This is a genomic window from Metabacillus rhizosphaerae (assembly GCF_037201795.1).
Classification (GTDB): domain Bacteria; phylum Bacillota; class Bacilli; order Bacillales; family Bacillaceae; genus Metabacillus; species Metabacillus rhizosphaerae.
The window spans coordinates 3,098,786-3,119,415 of the sequence record NZ_CP147403.1; the positions used below are offsets into that span (position 1 = coordinate 3,098,786).

Sequence of the window (20,630 nt, forward strand, 5' to 3'; positions counted from 1 at the left end):
TAGATGAAGCTAGGAGTTTTTGCTGTACTATTTTCGGAGAAATCTTTAGATGAAGCATTGGATTACATTAAGGATTCTGGTCTTGATACTGTAGAAATTGGTACTGGTGGATATATAGGGAATGCACATTGTAATCCTGCTGAACTGTTGGCAGATCAAGCAAAATTTAATGCATTTTATGAGGCATTTCAAACTAGAGGTATCCAAATTAGCGCATTAAGCTGTCATGGTAACCCTTTACATCCAAATAAAGATATTGCTTCAGAGCATCATCAAGTATTTCAAAATACTGTTAGACTTGCTTCTAAGCTAGGGATTGAAAATGTTGTAACATTCTCAGGTTGTCCTGGTGAATCTGATTATTCTTTACATCCAGTTTGGATTACTTGCCCATGGCCAAATGACTTTTCAGAGGTTGTTGATTGGCAGTGGCGTGAAAAGGTGATTCCTTATTGGCAGGAACAAAATCAATTTTTAAAAGAGCATAATGTACGTGTTGCTGTTGAACCACACCCAGGATTTGTTGTTTATAATACCGAAACATTACTGCGTTTAAGAGAAAAGTGTGGTGATCAAATCGGAGCTAACTTTGATCCAAGTCATTATTTTTGGCAAGGAATGGATCCAGTAGCATGTATAAAAGCATTAGGAAAAGAAAATGCATTATTTCATTTCCATGCAAAAGATACAAGAATCGATCAACAAAACAATCCATTAAATGGTGTGTTAGATACAAAGAGCTATAAGGATATTGCAAACCGTTCATGGGTTTTCCGTACAGTTGGGTATGGTCATGGTGAAGATACCTGGAGAGAGATTATAAGCAGTCTTCAAACAATTGGTTACGAAGGTGCTATAAGTATAGAACATGAAGACGGTTTAATGAGTATAGAGGAAGGGTTCACAAAAGCTGTTGAATTTTTGCAGGATAAATTAATTAAGCAAGGAGCGAAGGAATTGTGGTGGGCTTAAGAAACAAGTAAGTATTGGTTACTTAAAAACCTCTTTGTTAGTACAAAGAGGTTTTATTTTGCACAAATTCTTGCAATCTATGATAATAGAATGGATGGAAGGTGATTATAACAATATATCTTAAATAATAGATAGTTATCAATCCCAGTAATAATTGAGGTGTCTAATATGATTCATATTGTAAACGGCGATGTTCTCGGTAACAAAATTAAGGGACTTAATGGGAATATAATTGTTTGGAGAGAAATGTATGATTTTGGTCCACTAAATTCCAATTGGTCAAATGACGAATTAATAAATAATAGGGCCATCTTTTTTGAGGAAAAACTTAATATACCTTCAACTTTATTTCTGCAGAATTGTCATAATCAATTAAACCAACTTAATAAAATTTCGCGAGAAGAAGAGGTGGTACTTTGGTTCGAACATGACCGCTATGATCAAACGATGCTAATGTACATACTAACACAATTATCGATTCAGAAAATCGTAAATCTATCGATGGTCAGTGTGAACTCATATCCTACCATTTCTCCTTTTTATGGGTTAGGTCAATTGAATTTTGAGCAACTGACTAAGCTCTTTAATCAACGAGTGAAAATCACTAGCAACCAAGTAAAAGAGGCGGTAACAGGCTGGAATGCTTATACCTCATCTACCCTGGAGGAAGTAAAAAAATGGATAACTGATGAGCAACATGAATTACCTTTTCTACTAGAAATGTTTAAACGACAGGATAGGTATTTCCCATCAGCTCTAACAGGATTAAATGAAATTGAATTGTTGGCACTTAACACAATTGCAAAAAAGACTTGTTCTTTTAGAGATCTTTACAAAAGTATATCTCCGTCATTAATAAACGATGGTTTAAGTGATTTACATATTGCTTCATTATTAAATGAGTTAATCAAAGGTGAAAATGCTCTACTTGAAATTGATGGACCATTGCCAGCTTTTGAATATTATCATTTAGATCCCAGCCTAACTATTAGCCCTAATGGTGAGAATGTTTTAAAGGGAAAAGCGAATCGTATTGATTTAATTGGGATTGATTGGTGGGTTGGAGGTGTACATTTGAATAAAACAGTGTGCTACTAAGGTAGGTAAGTAGCACACATTATTTCTAAACAGCGGATACTACTTCGGACAAATCACTGGGCAAACTTATTCCCATTTAAACGCCTTACTTGCAACAAAGAATGAAACAATAAGCCATCCGCCTAAAGTCAAAGTCTCAACCCAAAGTTCTGTAATAGGAGTACCTACATTCATTGTCTCACGTAAAGCAGTTGTTAAATGAGCTATAGGTAAAATATTTACAAATGGCTGTAGAAATTCAGGCATATTACTAATTGGGAAAAAGACACCACCTAAAAATAACATTGGAAACGTTACAAAGGCTGCAATTGGCCCAGCACTCTCTGGATTTTTTGCAACACCGGCAATGATAAATCCAAGTGCCATAAAGGCTAAAGTTCCTAAAATTACAAATCCGATTAATACTAGCCAGGATCCATTTACATTAAGGTCAAATACTACCTCTCCAACAAGCAGGACAAGCAATGCTTGTAACCCATTTAAAAATAGTCGTGCAGTAATTTGGGCTGAAATGAAGGTTGAAGCTTTAAGGCGAGTACCTTGCATTCTCCGCAAGATTCCACGTTCTCTCCACGCTGAAATTTGCCCTGCGACACCATTCATATTGTTACTCATAATCATCATTGCAACGATCCCAGGAACAAGGAAATCAATGTACTGAATATCTAGTGCACGGACACCCTTAGATTCAATTTCAACAACTGGAGAATAGTTAACGATATCCTTGCTAATTTCATCAACAGTTGCATTCACAATGGAAAGGGCGAGTTGAGACTCAGATAAATTTGTTTCATTATAATATACAGGTAAAGTAAAGCGATCTTCATTTGTGCCAAGGTCCTTATAATATGTATGATATCCTTCAGGTATCTCCATTACAAGCTGATTCTCTCCATCTTTCAAAAGCTTTAAAGCTTCATCAACATCGTCAACTAGTTCAAGTTTAAATGCGTCATTTTCTTTAAAAGGAGAAATAAGCTGCTTAGAGGCCTGTGATTGGTCATTGTCTACAATTGCGATTGATAGAGAAATTCCATTACCGTTCCCAACAAATGTACCAAGAGCGAGCATTAGAATAATTGGGAAAAGAAGTGTAAAGAACAAAACTTGACGATTTCTAGAAAAGATTCGGAGCTGAGCTAATGTTAGCTGTAGGTAAGCTTTCATTCTCGTAGACTCCTTCCGGTCATATGAATAAATACATCTTCTAAAGTAGCTGTTCTTGTTTGCAGATCTTGAAGGTTTATGTTTTTACTTGAGGTGTGTTGGATTAAATCTGTTAAGGTGGATTGTAGGGAATCTGTATAAAGTACATATTTATCATGTCTTTTCGTTACTTGCTTCACGCCTTGAAGTTCTTTGAGAAACAAGGAATCTTGTTTGGACTGTAGTGAAAACTCGACTGCACTATCAGATTGTAGCTGTTTTACTAACGATGTAGGTGTATTTAAAGCTATTAATGATCCTTTATCCATTATACCGATACGATCACATAGCACATGTGCTTCATCCATATAATGAGTGGAGAGGACAATTGTTTTTCCTGCTTCCTTTAAATTATCAATGATATTCCATAAGGTTCTCCGTGCTTGTGGGTCTAAACCTGTAGTTGGTTCATCAAGAAAAACAATTTTAGGATCATGAATTATCGCTAAGGCGATTGCTAATCTTTGCTTTTGTCCTCCAGATAAGCTTTTTATTCGATCTTTTTTCTTCTCTGAAAGTAACATGTCGTTAATAAGGTCAGGTATACTGACATGGCTTGGATAAAAGCTTGCATACATTTTCATAATCTCTTCAACAGTTAATAATTCAAACAAAGAAGTAGATTGCAGTTGAACACCTATTACTTCTTTCACCTTTCCTATTTCTTTTCGAATATCATAACCTGCTAAGTAAGCGGTCCCTTGATCAGGCTTTCTAAGACCTACGAGCATTTCAATTGTTGTTGTTTTTCCAGCTCCATTTGGTCCTAATAATCCAAAAACCTCACCTGTGTTTACTGTGAATTTAACATCATTTACTGCAGTGAAGTCACCATATTTTTTAACTAACCCATCTACTTCAATCGTAATTTTCGTTCACTCCTTTCCATCATTTATTGCAAATAAAGAAACCTCTACATGTGCAGAGGATGATACAATTACTGCCAACTATTATTATAGTATTAAACTCGATGAAAGTCTGCTTTCCAATTTTGAACTTCCAGCTTAATTTGTTTAGCTGATAAATTTTCAATTACCGTTTTTTCTACTAATAAAGAATATTCTTCATCACTAGCAAATCGTAAAGCGATTAATTGTTTTAGTGTAAGTCGTGGATCTAAACGTCTCCCTGTTAGGATGTAATAGCGGAGACTTTCCTCGGTGCGAATAAGACGATCTTGAAGTTTTAGGGCATATAGACGAACTTTTACGACGATAAAAAATAAAGCAAATCCTGAAAATAAAAGGATATATGCACTTAATGTAAAGCTATTATTAATAAGTGCCTGAATAAATTGAATAACTCCTAGAATAACGATAACTAGAGATAGAGGTGCTAAAACATAATGAAAAAGCGGGTCAATTTTTGTATGCTTTGTATATGATTGTTCCAATTTACACACTCCTTTAGTTTTTTGTACCTTTTATAGTATAAGGAAGTTATGCATTATATTCCTGTTTAAAAAAGTATGAAAGATATGTACTAAAAAAATTATGAAAAAAAGAAGAATCTCCATTATAGAGATTCCATTTCAACATTTATCACGTGATCAATTTGTTTCAAAGAATAATAAACATCTGTAACATACAAATTTTCATTTACTAACAAGATTAACTCCAACTGTTGGAGTTCACCATTTTGTATATCCTTAACTCTCACTTTTCTTGCTTTCATTTTTTTTAGCTTAAGCTCTTTAAGTATATCTGTCAGTTTTTCCTCTTCATCGACAATAATCTTTACTTTTAATTCTCTTTCTCTTAAAGATTTCGGACCAATGAATTTAAAGATAAAGGGAATGAGCTCTACACTAACAATTAATAGAAGTGTAGCAATGATTGCTTCAAACCAAAATCCAGCTCCACAGGCAATTCCTATGCCTCCAGCACCCCATACCATTGCTGCTGTGGTTAGGCCAGAAATCATATCGTTGTTCCGCCTTAATATGACACCCGCGCCTAAAAATCCTATTCCTGATACAATCTGTGCAGCCAATCTCAATGGGTCCATTGGTCTAACATACTGTTCAGCAAATTTTTCAGATGCTTCAATTGAAACAGTTGTCAATAAACAGCTAACAATTCCGATTACTAAACAAGTTTTTAAACCCAAAGGCTTCTTTTTCAATTGACGTTCTAATCCAATAATAATCGATAAAATGGTTGCAACACCTAGGTTGAAAATAAATGTATTTGGTTGAATGATCATAACATATCTCCTAATGTATTTTTATCCCAGTATTAACGCAGGGCAGTAAAAACTTAGTTTTATTTTTCCATAAGATGAAACTAATATTTATATTATACGCATTTGACAATAGTTTTTTTGTAGTAGATATTTATTTTGATTCTACAACAAAAAAGTCTATGTAAGTATTAAAACATATGCAAAGTATATTATAATAGAATTTTCTTAAGTGAATTAGAATAGTAGAACAATAATTAAATAGGGAGCAGATTTAATTTATATGAAAATTGTATCATGGAATGTAAATGGAATAAGAGCGTGTGTGCGAAAAGGTTTTTTAGATTATTTTAATGAAATCAATGCTGATATCTTTTGTATCCAGGAATCAAAATTACAAGAAGGCCAAATCTCATTGGAACTAGAAGGGTATCACCAATATTGGAATTATGCTCTAAAAAAAGGGTATTCAGGTACAGCGATTTTTACAAAACATAAACCAATTTCTGTTTCTTATGGTGTCGGTCAAGCAGATGATGAACCTGAAGGTAGGATTATTACCTTAGAATTCGAAGAATTTTACTTAATCAATGTATATACACCAAATTCAAAAAGGGATTTGGAAAGACTTGATTATCGCTTACAATGGGAGGATGAGATACGTCATTATCTTATCGAATTGGAGCAAATAAAACCAGTTATACTTTGTGGTGACCTAAATGTAGCCCATGAGGAAATTGATTTGAAAAATCCAAAGTCAAATAAAGGGAACTCTGGATTTACTTTGGAAGAACGTGGTAAAATGAAGAATTTACTTGCTGAAGGTTTTGTCGACAGCTTTCGATATTTCTATCCAGAAAAGCAGGATGTGTATACCTGGTGGTCTTATATGAGCAAAGTACGCGAACGCAATATTGGGTGGAGAATTGATTATTTTATTGTTTCAAAAAGGATTGCTGAACAATTAATAGACTCTCAGGTCCATTCAGACATATTGGGAAGTGATCATTGTCCTGTATGTATTGAGATGAGTTTTAAAACAACGTTAAATTTGTAAGTATTATATGTAGATTGTACACTGAATGTAGTTTGGACATAATGAAAAGAGAGTATCAGAAACCAAAACAAAAATAGCTGGATGGAGGAAATATCAGGTTGTTAAAAAAACAAATGAAACAATTTATCATAACAATTATTGAAAAACAGCAAGCATTGAAGCAAACGGAAGCAGATATCGCGATATTCAAAGAAGAAATAGACTACATAAAGAAGCATGAATTACTCTCTGATGAATTAAAAGGGACTATAAAGTTCGTAGAAAATAATCCGACCACACGCTTTGAAGATGCGTACATTGAACGAGGTCATAAGGAAACAGAAGAAGTCATTGCAATTGAAACTTTTTCTTTTTTAGATCACTCTGTTAACTATCTTAAAGAGCATATGGAAGAATTCATTTACTTGGAGTCGAATTGGCTGGAGTTAATTGGGGTTGATGCAATTTCCTTAGAAGTTGATGATGTATTTAAAACATATGATGTCATGCTAGGCTTGAAGCTACAAAAGAAACATGAAAAAGTTATAAGAGAGTATCTTAATGAAGAATTAAACGGTAAAGCTGAAGCTTTTGATCTCATGTTTAATCAAAATGATGGAATGTGGGATTTGAACTTTACACTGGACTATATACGTGAGTTTAATCAAGACATCACCTTGAGTGAAGCGTATAGTCTTATTTATCGGGTTCTCTTTAAGTTAGTCGAAACGATAGAAGAGATGAACGATAAGTAATTGTAATCAGAATGAACATGGAAAATTTTATCACAATACGAATATATATGGCTTTTACTAAGTAGAGTCATATATATTCGCTATTATTTATTAGACGAGCTATTTAATAATTATTCACTTATGTAAGAACAGCAATAATCAACAACTGTAACTGCCTTTACTTGAAATTTTTCATTTGCAGGTACATAGAAAACTCCATTCCCTTCAATCATTTTCCATTCTTCGCCATTAAGTTTATATTCCAAATGCCCTGCAACGATTTCCATCTCTTCCTTTACATCTGTTGCAAATTCATATTCACCTGGCTGCATAACACCTAATGTCTTTCTAGTTCCATCCTCAAATAAAATGGTTCTGCTTGTAACTTTACCTTCAAAATAAATATTTGCTTTCTTCTCGATCGTAATATTAGAAAATTTCGACATTTTTCAACACCCTCTCAAAGTAGTATAATTTAATTTATCATAAAATTAAGAATAATAAAATATTAACTAGCAAATTATGAATGATATCAAAACTAAATATTGCAGGTCTCATCAATGTTCGTTAAAATTAACGAGATTGAAAACCAGTAAGAAAAGAGGGTATTATATGATAGATCGTACAGTACTAATAAAATTTTCAGAAACAACAACAATTGAACAATTAAAAGAAGTGTGTGAGCGGTTTAAGTCGTTAAAAAATCATCTTTCTGGAATAATAGATTTGCAAGCAGGTCTAAATTTCGCTGAAAAGAGTAAGGATTTCCAAGTCGTACTTTCAGTTCGCTTTGAAGATAAGACAGCTCTTGAGGCATATGTGGCAAATCCTGAACACCAAGCTGTAGCAGCGTACATAAGAGAAGTTGGTAGAGTGGATAGTATCGGTGTTGATATAGAAATTTAATAGTTAAGGTGAGAAGGATGACTAAAAAAGGGTCAGACCATTCCAAACGTGACTTGTATATAGTATCTATTCATTTATTTGAGACTATATTTTGTGATGTAGAGGTCTGTTCCATGAATTAGAGTCATCCTTTTTAAAATAATCCACTTCTATCATAATCGTATTCATTAATAATATGATTCTAGACTTTTTACAACTTAAGACAGCAAGGAGACATTTATTTTGGCCAGCTTTAACCAGCAATTCCTGTATTGTGTGCTAATCATTGGTTTGGGATATATTTTAAGAAGATCCAATATCTTGAAAGAGAGAGATGGAGAGGGTTTATCAAGAATTATCTTCAATCTTACTCTTCCAGCACTAATTATTGTAACCTTTAGTGAGATAAAAGTAGAATCCTCGCTATTTCTCCTTATTTTTATTTCCTTTATTTATGGGATTTTTTCAGGCTTTCTAACTCTATTTGTGTTAAGGAAAGAAAACCGATCTGTCAAAGGTATGATAGGGATGATGGTGCCCGGTTTTAATATTGGGTTATTTGCCTATCCGCTTGTTGAGGTCATTTTTGGTAAAGAAGGTATTACATACTTTGGGATGTTTGATGTAGGAAATGCCTTTATTGTATTTGGATTAAGCTACCTAATTGGTAGTTTTTATTCAAAAAAAGAGCAAACCATTGATTTCAAAACGATTGTTAGTAAAATGTCAAAATCAATCCCTTTTATGACATATTTAGTCGTCGTCTTGATCAATTTATTTGGTTTAAAACTTCCAGATGTAGTATTAAATGTTTCTGGAATTATTTCAGCGGCAAATATGCCAATATCATTACTTTTACTAGGAATTTACTTGAATTTTTCCTTTAGTAAAAGCTATCTAAAACTGATGATGAAATTTTTGGGACTTCGTTATGGTGTTGGATTAGCGATTGGAGTATTGTTATTTTTTTTATTACCTTTTAATGATATGTTCAAATATACGATACTAATTGGTCTTATTTTACCAACGTCTGTATCTGTTTTACCTTACTCCGTTGAGTTTGAATATGATCAAAAATTTGTAGGGACTTTATCGAATGTAACAATTATTCTTAGTTTCGTCCTATTGTGGGGAATAGCGAATATTTTAATGTAATGAAAGTAAATGTGTTCGAATTTTGCTCATTTTTAGGATAGAAATATGAGGAACTAGTCTACATTAAGAAATATTCAAGATAGAACCACTTACTTAAATCCCTTCATTCTGGTAAAATCGATATAACATATCATCAGTAGGAAAAGAAAGTAGGCGCAAAGGCTTCATGGACTTATTTTTACATCAGCATCAGGAAGAAATGCTTCATTATATTGAAGAGCTCGTAAATATTGATAGTGGATCATATGATAAACAAGGTGTCGATACGATAGGGCTACTACTAAAAGAAAGTTACAAAGAGCTTGGATTCAACGTTTTTGTTGAAAAACAAGGGGTGTATGGAGACCATTTAATTATTGAGCATAAAGATGCAATCGATCCAAACATCATCATTCTTGCTCATATGGACACAGTATTTCCTCGAGGGACTGCAGCTGAAAGGCCGTTTCGGATTGAAGGAAATCGTGCATATGGACCAGGTGTTATTGATATGAAAGCGAGCCAAGTATCGGTATTGTATGCTATAAAAGCGTTAGTTAATGAAGGATATGAAGGCTATAAAAGGATTCGAATTGTCCTTAATAGTGACGAAGAAATAGGATCACCATCCTCTCGTGAGATTATTGAAAGAGAAGCAAATGGTAAAAAGTATGCACTTGTGATGGAGCCTGCGAGAAAAGATGGTTCACTCGTTTCTTCAAGGAGAGGAAAAGGAAATTATACACTCATTATTGAGGGAAAAGCAGCTCATTCTGGTATTGAACCTGAAAAAGGCCGAAGTGCAATCGAAGAATTAGCCCATAAAATCATTCAATTACATGAACTATCCGACCATGAAAATGGAATTAGCGTAAATGTAGGTTTAATCGAAGGTGGATCAAGTGCTAATACTGTTTCAGATCATGCAGAAGCCCAAATCGATGTTCGGATAAAAGAAATAGGTCAGGTCGAACTTCTAGAAGAACGACTTGATGAAATCTGCTCTTCTTCGGATGTAGTTGGCACTAAGATATCATTAGAAGGTGAAATGAATCGCCCGCCAATGGAGAAAAACAAAAAAACACGTGCACTACTACGAATTATTCAAGACGTAGGTGATGAAATAGGTGTAGAAATTGAAGATACCTCTACTGGTGGAGGATCTGATGCTTCATTTACGTCATCTTTAGGTATAGCTACAATTGATGGTTTAGGTCCTATAGGTGGAAATGCTCATAGTGATCAAGAATATTTAGTTATTCCAAGTCTGGTTGAACGAACACTTTTATTAGCAACAATAATTGAACGGTTATCTAAAAAGTGAACTTAAAATACAAAGGTAAGTTGTTTATTAAAAATGACTTGCCTTTTTATTATTTATGTTTGATAAAGGGAAGAAGTGAAAAATATAATAGGTCACAAATGCAACTGATTATGTTAGGATTATGAATAAACGATAACTTGTATTCAAGGTAGTGTTCTCAAAAACTTGTTCATTACATATTGATAGGTTGAATACAATGAAAGCGTTTTAAAACGAAGGGATGGATCATTATGATAAATGTAGCTTTATTAAGTAAATGGCATGTCCATGCAGTAGACTATGCTTTACAAGCAGAACAAAATAAAAACATTACAATTAAAGCTGTCTGGGACGAAAATCCAGAACGGGGGAAAAAGTGGGCACAAGAACTAGGTGTCCGATTTGTATTTGATCTTTTAAATGTCTTAATGGATGCTGAAATCGATGCAGTTATCGTCGACTCACCCACTAATCTACATAAAGAAATCATTTCTCTTGCTGCTAAACATAAAAAACATGTATTTACCGAAAAGGTATTAGCCTTTACAAATCAAGACTGTGAGGAGATTTTTTCAATTATTAAAGAAAATCAAGTAAAGCTAATGGTCTCATTACCTCGATTAACAGAAAGTTATTATCTTTATGCTCAAGATGTGCTCGAAAATGGGTTGATAGGCAAGCTTTCATCTATTCGATGTCGCTGTGCTCATAATGGTGCAGTCTCTTTTGAAGGAAATCCGAATGGCTGGTTGCCAAGTCATTTCTTTAGCAAAGAGGAGTGTGGTGGAGGTGCGTTAATTGACTTAGGCGCACATCCAATTTATTTAACAAACCGTTTGGCAGGACCTGTTAAGGCTGTTACTGCAAGACTACAACAAACATTGGGGTATGATGTGGACGATAATGCAGTTGTACTTGTTGAATATGAATCAGGTGCTCTTGGGACAATTGAAACTAGTTTTCTATCTAATGGGTCACCTTTCCAACTAGAGTTATACGGTACTGAGGGCACATTGATGATAGAAGATGGGAAGGCGCGCTTAAAAAGTAATCTATTAGATGGTGAATGGAGTATTCCTAATCAATTACCAAAGTCTCACCCTATGCCACTCGAACAATGGGTTGCAGCAATTATTGATAATAGTGAGCCTACAATTAATGAAAATGACATTCGAAACTTAACGTTGATCAATCAAGCCGCTTCACTTTCAAACGAAATAGGTCAAAGGGTCGAAATAAGTGACATTAGCAAACTAATAACAAACTAATAAATTGAGTAGGCATTGTTGTTTTAAAAAAAACTTTTTTTAGTGATCTAATATAGACAAGGTGTATTTCAACAAAAATCACGTTACAAGGTTGACTGTTTTTCCTATAACAGTTATTATACGGTAGCCAAGGTAGAGGTTAACATCTAATAATCTACGTGAGTCTTGATAACTTAGGAAGTGAACAGTTTGCTAAAAATTGATATGCCATCAACAGATATCGTAATAACGAAAAATCGGCAATTAGGAGAAAAAGGTGAGCCTGTATTAAGTAGTGTTTATGGGTTTACTGACTACATGAAGATACCAAGAGATAAAAGTGGTATCTATATGTTCTTTAATAATAAAGATGAGCTATTATTCGTTGGTAAGGCAAGAAAGCTAAGACAAAGAATTAGAAAAAACTTTGAGGATCAAGTATCAGCCATTAAAAACCATAGAGATGAAGTATATAGTATTGCTGTTTGTTTTGTTGAGGAACCTGTAGATCGAGAAATTTATGAAACCTATATTATTAACAACCTACGTGCTAGGTATAATGTAGATAAGGTTTTTTATAAATAAGCACTTAAAAAAGCTCGTGATTCGTAAGTGCGAATCACGAGTTTTTTTCGTATTTTGAAAATTATAAGTTAGGTAACTATTTTTTTTGAAGTGCTAGGAGCAGGTGCTTGTTAAGGAAAAATAATCTATACAGGAAGTTAGAATAGTTGTCAAAAAACGATTTAGTTGTTATATTTAACATATCAACTTAAAGTAAAACAAGGAGTTCCGATGAGCCAATTATATAAGAAAATATACCTTGATCTATTAGAAGATATAAAAAACGGAATTTTGAAAACGGGAGATAAAATCCCATCTGAAAATGAGCTTGCTGAAAAGTTCAATGTAAGTCGTATCACGACAAAAAAAGCGTTAGATATGTTAGCACAAAGAAATATCATCGAACGTTATCGGGGAAAAGGATCTTATGTCTCTGATATAAACAATGCTACAATTAATTCAACTGTAGACAATATAAATAATCCTTTTTTAGTAGATTCAAATTCTAAACAGGACTTAGTGGGATTTATTCTTCCTGGGTTTGGTAATGATTACGGCCCAAAGCTGCTTGATTCAATTGAAAAAAGGTGTTCAAAACTTAATTTTTCTATGGTGATGAAACAAACTTTAGGTATACCTGAATTAGAAGAAAAAGCAATTAGCTCATTAGTAAACCTTGGCGTAAATGGATTAATCATATGTCCTTCACCAGGAAAGCATTATAATAATGCATTACTAAGGCTAGTTATAGAAAATTACCCACTTGTTTTAGTCGATCGCTACCTAACAGGAATACCTTCAAGCTCAGTTTGTATCAATAACAAAGAGGCAGCTGTTGAGCTAACAAACTATATGTTAGAGCTTGGGCATGAGCATATTGCTTATCTTTCACCTGCAACAGGAGGTACTTCTTCTCTTGAAGATAGACTAATGGGGTTTCACGTTGCTATGGCAGAAAAAGGTGTAAGAATTAAACCAGATACGATCCTACTGGATATAAAGAGCACACTAAAAAATAGCTCAAATAGTAATTTGAAAAAGCTAAAAATTAATGATAAGGATAGAAATGATATATGTAAGTTAATAGAGGATAACCCAGAGATCACAGCCTTCATAACAAGTGAATATTTGGTAGCTGTTTTACTTTATGAAGTTTTAGAATCATTAGGTAAAAAGGTTCCAGAAGATTATTCTATTGCTTGCTTTGATTCTCCAACAGATTTAATCGATGAACCATTTTTCACACATGTTTTTCAAGATGAAGAAAAAATGGGCTGTAATGCAGTTGATATATTAATTAACCACATACAAGAAAATGATATGACACCAATTCATTCTGAAGTTGGATTTAAGATAATAAAAGGTAGATCCACTCAATCCAAAATAAAAAATGCAAAAATAATCTAGAAGTTATGTTCATTTATTGAATATAGCTTCTTATTTTTGCTGTTATCCCATCATTAGAATAAAGATGCAATGATAAGTTATGTATTGATTTATTTGCATTTTTTACAATAATCAGTATCATAATTCAGCTTCGCAGAGGGTTAGATTTTCTTCCGTAAGTTAATTGTCTAAATAGTAAAAAATAATGTTGACATGTGTGTTTTTAGATTGTTATAATAACTTTATAAAATATAGTTGTTATAACAATTGATATGTTAATAGTTTAATTTGGGTATATACATACTACATTTATTGATTTATCTCTTCTTAATTAAACTTTGATTCTATTAATTGAAGCACGATAATTTGAGTGCGATTATTTCAAAGCTTGAGGTTTCAATCGTAATTTTCTAAATTTTTTTAAACCTATTTGTAAGCGTATTCATAAAACGGTCAAAACCACTGCTTCTGGATAAGGTCAAACTTTTTATAGTTTGATTTATCATATATAAGTTGTTGTATAAGGGGGATTGTGAACTTTTACCATTTAAGGAAAACCAAAAATGAAAATGAAGAGACTAAAGGGGAGGGAAGTTTTGTGAAAATTCGGGGTAAAAAAATTGGGATTTTCTTCATGACGATTTTTCTTATTTTCAGTTTAGTTTTAGCGGGGTGTTCGTCTAAAGAATCAGGTAGTAATGATGGTGGTGGAGAGACAAAAGGCCAAACTGAAATAACTTTCTGGCATGGCTCTACTGATATTGGTTTACAGGCATTGAAAAAAATGGTTGCAGCCTTTGAAGAAAAGCATCCAGAAATTAAAGTGAAAATGGTCTATACCGAAGCTAGTGAAGGAGCAGACCAAAAACTTTTAACTGCTGTAGCTGGTGGCAATCCACCTGACGTTGCGCTATTTGACCGATTTAAGGTCGGTTCATGGGCGGCTCAGGAAGCATTAACAGATATTACTGATATGGCTGAAGCTGACGGAGTATCTGAGGATCTTTATTATCCATATGCTTGGAAGGAAGCGAACTACAAAGATAAATTATATGGACTTCCATATACAACGGACTCACGCTTGCTTTACTATAATAAAGATCACTTTAAGGAAGCTGGATTAGATCCAGAAAATCCTCCTAAAACAACTCAAGAGTTGGAAGCAGCTGCTGAAAAGTTAACGAAAAAAGAAGGAAATCGCTTTAAACAAATTGGTTTTATTCCATGGTATGGCCAAGGTTGGCTATATGGCTGGGGATGGAGCTTTGGTGGAGAATTCTACAATGAAGAAACTGGTGAAGTAACTGCAAATGACCCTAAAGTTGTTGAAGCGCTAACTTGGATGGCTAGCCTTGCTCAAAAATTCGGTGTAGAGGACATTGCCGGATTTGAAAGTTCTGCTGGATCTGGCGCAATGGACCCGTTCATTTCAGGACAAATCAGTATGAAAGTGGATGGAAACTGGACAATCTCTGCTATTGAGAAATATAAGCCAGACTTGAATTATGGAGTAACACCTATGCCTACTCCTACAGGTACTGACTTCACTACTTGGTCTGGTGGTCACGCTATTGTTATACCAAAAGGATCAAAGAATGTGGAAGCAGCTTGGGAATTCGTAAAGTTCTTCGGTACTGAAGAAGGACAAGAGGTATACTTTGCAGAACTTCCTGGCGATCTTTCTGTAATCCCTGCTGTTAACGAGAAGTTAGGGCGTGGAGATAACGAAAAGTTAAAGCAATTTATCGATATCCTACCAAACTCTCATAGCAGACCAGTTATCCCTGAAGGTCAATTGATGTGGAATGAAATCGTAGATGCAAGGGAAAAAACAGTCAGAGGAAATGGTACAGCGCAAGAAAACTTAGATCAAGCTACAGAAGCAATTAACAAGGCCCTCGAGAAGTATAAATAAATCTTTAAGAGGGTGACTCAAAACTAAAGGTTAAAGACACATTTGAGTCACCCTCTATACTTTAAATATTGAAAGGGGGATTTATACATGGCGGAAGTAACTAAAGGTACTGGTGTACAAAAATCAATAGTTGCAAAGAAGAAAAAGAAGTACTCTACAAATTCAAATCTTCACGGATGGCTATTTGCTTCACCTTGGATCATAGGTTTGGTAGTGTTTTTTGCTTTTCCGCTTGTCGCTTCGATTTATTTTAGTTTCACAACCTATAGCATTTTACAACCGGGGGAATTCGTTGGACTTAAAAATTACCAAGAACTTTTTAAAGATGACTTATTCTGGAAATCAATCTACAATACTATTTATTTTACAGTCTTATTTGTTCCATTGAGTATTATATTCGGTGTTGCATTAGCAATGATGCTGAATATGAAAATAAAAGGAATGGCGATTTATCGGACTATTTTCTTTTTACCAACGCTTGTACCACATGTTGCTTTAGCGGTCCTATGGATGTGGCTATTAAATCCAGGATTTGGTCTCGTAAATGGAATGCTAGATATGATTGGAATACAGGGGCCAAACTGGCTTGGGAGTGAAATATGGTCTAAGCCGTCACTTATTTTAATGTCTCTTTGGGGAATTGGTCAATCTGTCATCATTTATCTTGCTGGACTTGGTGATATTCCAGAGGAACTTTATGAAGCAGCAGAAGTTGATGGCGCCAATTGGTGGCAAAAAACCCGCAATGTCACATTGCCGTTACTTACTCCTGTTATTTTCTTTAACCTAGTAATGGGAGCTATTGGAGCATTTCAACAATTTACATTACCGTACACTATGACCCAAGGTCAGGGAACTCCAGCAAACTCCTTAACGTTTTATGTAATGCACTTATACGATAATGCGTTTAAGTTTTTCCAAATGGGGTACGCTTCAGCGATGGCTTGGATTCTATTTGTCATTGTCATGGCCCTAACTGCTGTAATCTTTGTTACTTCAAATCGTTGGGTTCACTACCAAGGGAAGTAGAGAGGAGTCGTACGACATGGATGCAAAAACTAAACTCAAATTAAAGAAAACCTTATCTCACATATGCTTAATTATTGCATCGTTCTTCTTCATCATTCCATTTATATGGATGGTATCAACATCATTAAAACCTATAACACAAGTATTTTCTTATCCGCCTGAATGGATGCCTAAGCCATTTCAGTGGTCAAATTATCTAGATGCAATGGAGTATATACCGTTCTTTACCTATCTAAATAATACAGTAGTTATTACGCTGTTAAGTACACTTGGAGTTGTGCTTACTTGTCCTCTTGTAGCATACAGTTTTGCAAAATTGGAATGGAAGGGTCGTAATGTTATCTTTTTCATTACCATTGCGGTCATGATGATACCAGGGCAGGTAACAATGATTCCCTTATTTTTAATCTTTAACAAAATAGGTTGGGTTGGAACAAGCTTACCTTTAATTGTACCAGCATTTTTTGGTGTACCATTTTACATCTTCTTATTGCGTCAGTTCTTTTTAGGATTGCCAGATATGCTAAGAGATGCTGCCAAAATAGACGGAGCGAGCGAGTTTCGGATTTATTGGCAAATCATGCTTCCGTTAGCAAAACCGGCAGTACTTGCTGTTGGATTATTCCAGTTCATGGGCAGCTGGACAGATTTTATTGGTCCATTACTCTATTTAACTGACGAAACTCAATATACACTGTCGTTAGGACTTCAGCAATTCCAAACGCAAATGGGTACTGAGTGGGGATTAATGATGGCGGTTTCAACGATGATGACATTACCAATCATCTTATTATTCTTCTTTTTACAAAAAACATTTATTCAAGGTATTACATTTAGTGGAATTAAATAGTTTTATAGAAATATATTATATCTGGAGGTTGTTAATATGAACAAGAAAATAGGTATGAGAATCCCGCCAAAAATTGGTGCAGGAGGCATGGAGTCCGTTGCAAGTTGGGCATCTAGTATTGGGATCGATGTGATAGATGTACCATATTATAACGAAGAAGTTAAAGCTATTTTTGAAGCAAATGGACTTGAAGTTGGATCAATTGATGGTGTTGGAGCAGTTGGTCAAACGAAACTATTAAGTAAAGATGAGGAAACTCGGGCAGAAGCTGTAGAAGCGCTTAAAAATCAAATGACAGAAATTTCTCGTCTAGGTGGCAAAGTCATGTTTATGTGCCTTGTCCCAGAAGATATCACTATGTCACGCAAAGAAGCTTTTGAAATTTGGGAGGATACGTTTCCTAGCATAGTAAATCATGCCGAGGAAAATGGTATTTATATAGCATTAGAAGGATGGCCAGGACCAGCACCATATTATCCAACATTAGGCTGTACTCCTGAAATGCTTAGAGCTATGTTCAATGTTATTCCTTCAAAACATTTCGGGATTAACTATGATCCATCCCACTTAGTTCGACTAGGAATTGATCATTTAAGAATGTTGTCTGAATTTGGCGATAGAGTTAATTACTGCCATGGGAAAGATACTGAAATTTTACACGATGAGCAATATGAATGCGGTGTCATTCAAGCTACTTTTGGTTCTAAATATGATTTTTCTGAAGGTCCATGGCGTTATACGATTCCAGGACAAGGGGATGTAAACTGGGGGAAAGTTGCCGTACGTTTAGAAAAGATAGGATACACCGGTCCAATCAGTATTGAATTGGAAGATCATCGTTATTGGGGCTCTTTAGAGGCAGAACAACAAGGTATTCAAAAAGCAAAAGAACATCTTGAAATTTATTTTAAATAATATAAAAGGTATAGGAGGAAGAATTATGTCTAGTAAAGTAAAAGTAGCAATTATTGGTTGTGGTGGTATTGCAAATGGGAAACATTTACCAAGTTTATCAAAACTAAAAAACGTAGAATTGGTTGCATTTTGTGACGTGCTAATCGAAAGAGCAGAAAAAGCAGCAGCCGAGTACGGAGTTGAAAATGCTAAGGTTTATGAAGATTTTCGAGAGTTACTTCAGAACGAAGAAATTGAAGTTGTGCATGTGCTTACACCAAACGATTCACACGCGGAAATTTCAATTGCAGCACTGGATGCAAGTAAGCATGTTATGTGTGAAAAACCTATGGCAAAGACGTCAGCAGAAGCTCGTCAAATGTTAGAGGCTGCGAAAAGATCTGGTAAGAAATTAACGATTGGCTATAATAATCGTTTCCGTCCAGATAGCCAGCATTTACATAAGCTATGTGAACGTGGTGACCTTGGAGAGGTTTATTATGCGAAAGCACACGCGATTCGTCGTCGTGCTGTCCCAACATGGGGAGTTTTCCTTGATGAAGAAAAGCAAGGAGGAGGTCCATTAATCGATATTGGAACACATGCGCTTGACTTAACATTGTGGATGATGAATAACTATAAGCCAAAATCTGTTTTGGGGACAACTTACCATAAATTAAGTCAGAAGAAGGATGCTGCAAATGCATGGGGACCATGGGATCCTGAAAAATTCACAGTAGAAGATTCTGCATTTGGTTTTATTACGATGGAAAATGGCGCAACAATCGTATTAGAATCAAGCTGGGCATTGAACTCATTGGATGTTGATGAAGCAAAATGTTCACTGAGTGGAACAGAAGGCGGAGCAGATATGAAGGATGGATTAAGAATAAACGGTGAAGACTTTGGAAAACTTTATACGAACAAGGTTGAACTTGGAGCAGGCGGGGTAGCATTTTACGATGGGAAATCAGAATCTGATGCCGATTTAGAAGCCCGTCTATGGATTGATAATATCATCAACGACACAGAACCTGTTGTAAAACCAGAGCAGGCATTTGTCGTTACACAAATCTTAGAAGCAATCTATGAATCTGCAAAAACAGGGAAAGCTGTTTATTTTGAAGAACAATCTAGTCTTGTTTCAAATAAGTAACGCTCTTTACTGAAAAACTATTATTAAAAATCAAGCAACCATTTATGAAAGCAGGGATATAAATGGAAAAGGTTAGAGTTGGTTTAATAGGCACAGGTGGTATTTCACATTTGCATGTAAGTCAATTGGCAGAATTAGAGAATGCTACGATTGTAGCAGTTGCTGATCCAAATTCTATTAACAGAGAAACATTAATTAATAGGTATAACCTTGAAAATATCACTAGCTTTGATGATCATCTTGACATGCTAGAAAACATCCCACTGGATGCGGTATTAATTTGTTCACCACATACCCTACATTTTCAACAAGTGGTGGATGCAATTAACCATAATTGTCATGTTTTGATTGAAAAACCGATGGCTTGTTCGCTAGAAGAGGCAGAACAACTAATCGACATGGCAAAAAATGCGAACAAAGTACTGCAAGTATCTTATCAAAGACATTTTGAACCAGCATTTCTTTACATTCGTGAAGCGATTTCAAACGGTGAAATTGGAAATCTTACATCTGTAACTGCTTCTTTATATCAGGATTGGAAACATTTAACCGTTGGAACGTGGAGGCAAAATCCTTCGTTATCTGGGGGCGGTATGCTCATGGATTCTGGGAGTCATATTATTGATGTGCTTTTATGGACCACTGGATTAAAACCAATCGAGGTTGAATCAAAACTGGAGCAGCATCATACCCCAGTAGAGCAAGATTCCTTTACATCGATTCGTTTTGAAAATAATGTTGTTGCAGGGCTAAATATTGTGGGGAATGCTCCATGTTGGCATGAAACATATGTTTTTTGTGGGGAAAAGGGAGCGATTTTTTATGATAATGGAAAGATGGTTCTTCGTCAGTTAGGAAAAGAACCAATAATCCCTAAACTACCTCAACAAACGACAAATTCAGATAAGAGTTTTATCGATTCAATTCTAGGGGTTCATGATGTAATGGTACCAGGAGATTTCGCAAAAGAAGTGGTAAGGCTAACTGAAAAAATTTATCAAGTTGCCGGATATAAACCAATTACTTCTATTAAATAAACG

Annotated in this window: 21 protein-coding genes; 16 read left to right on the top strand and 5 right to left on the bottom strand. The window is 34.8% G+C overall.

What is annotated here, in order from left to right; all coding sequences use genetic code 11:
- Positions 1-3: 3 nt before the first annotated feature.
- Positions 4-972, top strand: a complete 969-nt coding sequence (locus WCV66_RS15210) for a sugar phosphate isomerase/epimerase (protein WP_338785943.1) — start codon at positions 4-6, stop codon at positions 970-972.
- Positions 973-1,140: 168 nt separating this feature from the next.
- Complete coding sequence (locus WCV66_RS15215) at positions 1,141-2,070, top strand: DUF1835 domain-containing protein (protein WP_338785944.1); 930 nt, start codon at positions 1,141-1,143, stop codon at positions 2,068-2,070.
- Positions 2,071-2,136: 66 nt separating this feature from the next.
- Here WCV66_RS15215 and WCV66_RS15220 read toward each other — a convergent pair whose 3' ends face one another.
- The 4 genes from WCV66_RS15220 to WCV66_RS15235 all read right to left on the bottom strand — a co-directional run bounded on the left by WCV66_RS15220 (position 2,137) and on the right by WCV66_RS15235 (position 5,481).
- The gene (locus WCV66_RS15220) at positions 2,137-3,237 is read right to left on the bottom strand and encodes an ABC transporter permease (RefSeq protein WP_185653445.1); all 1,101 of its coding nucleotides are present in this window, start codon (positions 3,235-3,237) and stop codon (positions 2,137-2,139) included.
- Positions 3,234-4,145: an ABC transporter ATP-binding protein gene (locus tag WCV66_RS15225; RefSeq protein WP_338789460.1), complete on the bottom strand. Its 912-nt coding sequence runs from the start codon at positions 4,143-4,145 to the stop codon at positions 3,234-3,236. The genes WCV66_RS15220 and WCV66_RS15225 overlap by 4 nt, the downstream gene beginning before the upstream one ends.
- Positions 4,146-4,237: 92 nt before the next feature.
- Positions 4,238-4,669 carry a DUF6526 family protein gene (locus tag WCV66_RS15230; RefSeq protein ID WP_338785945.1) on the bottom strand — a complete coding sequence of 144 codons (432 nt, stop codon included), beginning with the start codon at positions 4,667-4,669 and terminating at the stop codon, positions 4,238-4,240.
- Between the two features lie 122 nt (positions 4,670-4,791).
- Entirely contained in the window at positions 4,792-5,481 is a 690-nt protein-coding gene (locus tag WCV66_RS15235; RefSeq protein WP_066327048.1) for an MgtC/SapB family protein, read from the bottom strand.
- Between the two features lie 259 nt (positions 5,482-5,740).
- Between WCV66_RS15235 and WCV66_RS15240 the strand changes: the two genes are divergently transcribed.
- Both WCV66_RS15240 and WCV66_RS15245 read left to right on the top strand, forming a co-directional pair.
- Positions 5,741-6,514, top strand: coding sequence for an exodeoxyribonuclease III (locus WCV66_RS15240; RefSeq protein WP_338785946.1), 774 nt, complete (start codon positions 5,741-5,743; stop codon positions 6,512-6,514).
- Between the two features lie 98 nt (positions 6,515-6,612).
- Positions 6,613-7,248: a branched-chain amino acid aminotransferase gene (locus tag WCV66_RS15245; protein WP_338785947.1), complete on the top strand. Its 636-nt coding sequence runs from the start codon at positions 6,613-6,615 to the stop codon at positions 7,246-7,248.
- A 110-nt stretch (positions 7,249-7,358) separates the two neighbouring features.
- Here the strand turns inward: WCV66_RS15245 and WCV66_RS15250 are convergent, their stop codons facing one another.
- The gene (locus tag WCV66_RS15250; protein WP_338785948.1) at positions 7,359-7,673 is read right to left on the bottom strand and encodes a pyrimidine/purine nucleoside phosphorylase; all 315 of its coding nucleotides are present in this window, start codon (positions 7,671-7,673) and stop codon (positions 7,359-7,361) included.
- A 166-nt stretch (positions 7,674-7,839) separates the two neighbouring features.
- Between WCV66_RS15250 and WCV66_RS15255 the strand changes: the two genes are divergently transcribed.
- The 12 genes from WCV66_RS15255 (at position 7,840) to WCV66_RS15310 (ending at position 20,627) form a co-directional block, all read left to right on the top strand.
- Positions 7,840-8,133: a Dabb family protein gene (locus WCV66_RS15255; RefSeq protein WP_338785949.1), complete on the top strand. Its 294-nt coding sequence runs from the start codon at positions 7,840-7,842 to the stop codon at positions 8,131-8,133.
- A gap of 222 nt (positions 8,134-8,355) precedes the next feature.
- Positions 8,356-9,267 carry an AEC family transporter gene (locus tag WCV66_RS15260; RefSeq protein WP_338785950.1) on the top strand — a complete coding sequence of 304 codons (912 nt, stop codon included), beginning with the start codon at positions 8,356-8,358 and terminating at the stop codon, positions 9,265-9,267.
- A 166-nt stretch (positions 9,268-9,433) separates the two neighbouring features.
- The gene (locus WCV66_RS15265) at positions 9,434-10,570 is read left to right on the top strand and encodes a M20 family metallopeptidase (RefSeq protein ID WP_338785951.1); all 1,137 of its coding nucleotides are present in this window, start codon (positions 9,434-9,436) and stop codon (positions 10,568-10,570) included.
- A gap of 230 nt (positions 10,571-10,800) precedes the next feature.
- A complete protein-coding gene (locus WCV66_RS15270) occupies positions 10,801-11,817 on the top strand; it encodes a Gfo/Idh/MocA family oxidoreductase (RefSeq protein WP_338785952.1) in 1,017 nt (338 codons plus the stop codon).
- Positions 11,818-12,006: 189 nt separating this feature from the next.
- A complete protein-coding gene (locus WCV66_RS15275; protein ID WP_338785953.1) occupies positions 12,007-12,381 on the top strand; it encodes a nucleotide excision repair endonuclease in 375 nt (124 codons plus the stop codon).
- A 210-nt stretch (positions 12,382-12,591) separates the two neighbouring features.
- Positions 12,592-13,767, top strand: coding sequence for a GntR family transcriptional regulator (locus WCV66_RS15280; RefSeq protein ID WP_338785954.1), 1,176 nt, complete (start codon positions 12,592-12,594; stop codon positions 13,765-13,767).
- Between the two features lie 577 nt (positions 13,768-14,344).
- The gene (locus tag WCV66_RS15285; RefSeq protein ID WP_338785955.1) at positions 14,345-15,661 is read left to right on the top strand and encodes an ABC transporter substrate-binding protein; all 1,317 of its coding nucleotides are present in this window, start codon (positions 14,345-14,347) and stop codon (positions 15,659-15,661) included.
- A gap of 87 nt (positions 15,662-15,748) precedes the next feature.
- Entirely contained in the window at positions 15,749-16,690 is a 942-nt protein-coding gene (locus tag WCV66_RS15290) for a carbohydrate ABC transporter permease (RefSeq protein ID WP_066326977.1), read from the top strand.
- A gap of 16 nt (positions 16,691-16,706) precedes the next feature.
- A complete protein-coding gene (locus tag WCV66_RS15295; RefSeq protein WP_066326969.1) occupies positions 16,707-17,540 on the top strand; it encodes a carbohydrate ABC transporter permease in 834 nt (277 codons plus the stop codon).
- Positions 17,541-17,576: 36 nt separating this feature from the next.
- Complete coding sequence (locus tag WCV66_RS15300; RefSeq protein ID WP_338785956.1) at positions 17,577-18,455, top strand: sugar phosphate isomerase/epimerase; 879 nt, start codon at positions 17,577-17,579, stop codon at positions 18,453-18,455.
- 25 nt (positions 18,456-18,480) lie between these two features.
- Positions 18,481-19,590, top strand: a complete 1,110-nt coding sequence (locus tag WCV66_RS15305; RefSeq protein ID WP_066326957.1) for a Gfo/Idh/MocA family protein — start codon at positions 18,481-18,483, stop codon at positions 19,588-19,590.
- 62 nt (positions 19,591-19,652) lie between these two features.
- Positions 19,653-20,627 (top strand): Gfo/Idh/MocA family oxidoreductase, encoded by a 975-nt coding sequence (locus WCV66_RS15310; protein WP_338785957.1) that lies wholly within the window; start codon positions 19,653-19,655, stop codon positions 20,625-20,627.
- Positions 20,628-20,630 lie beyond the last annotated feature (3 nt).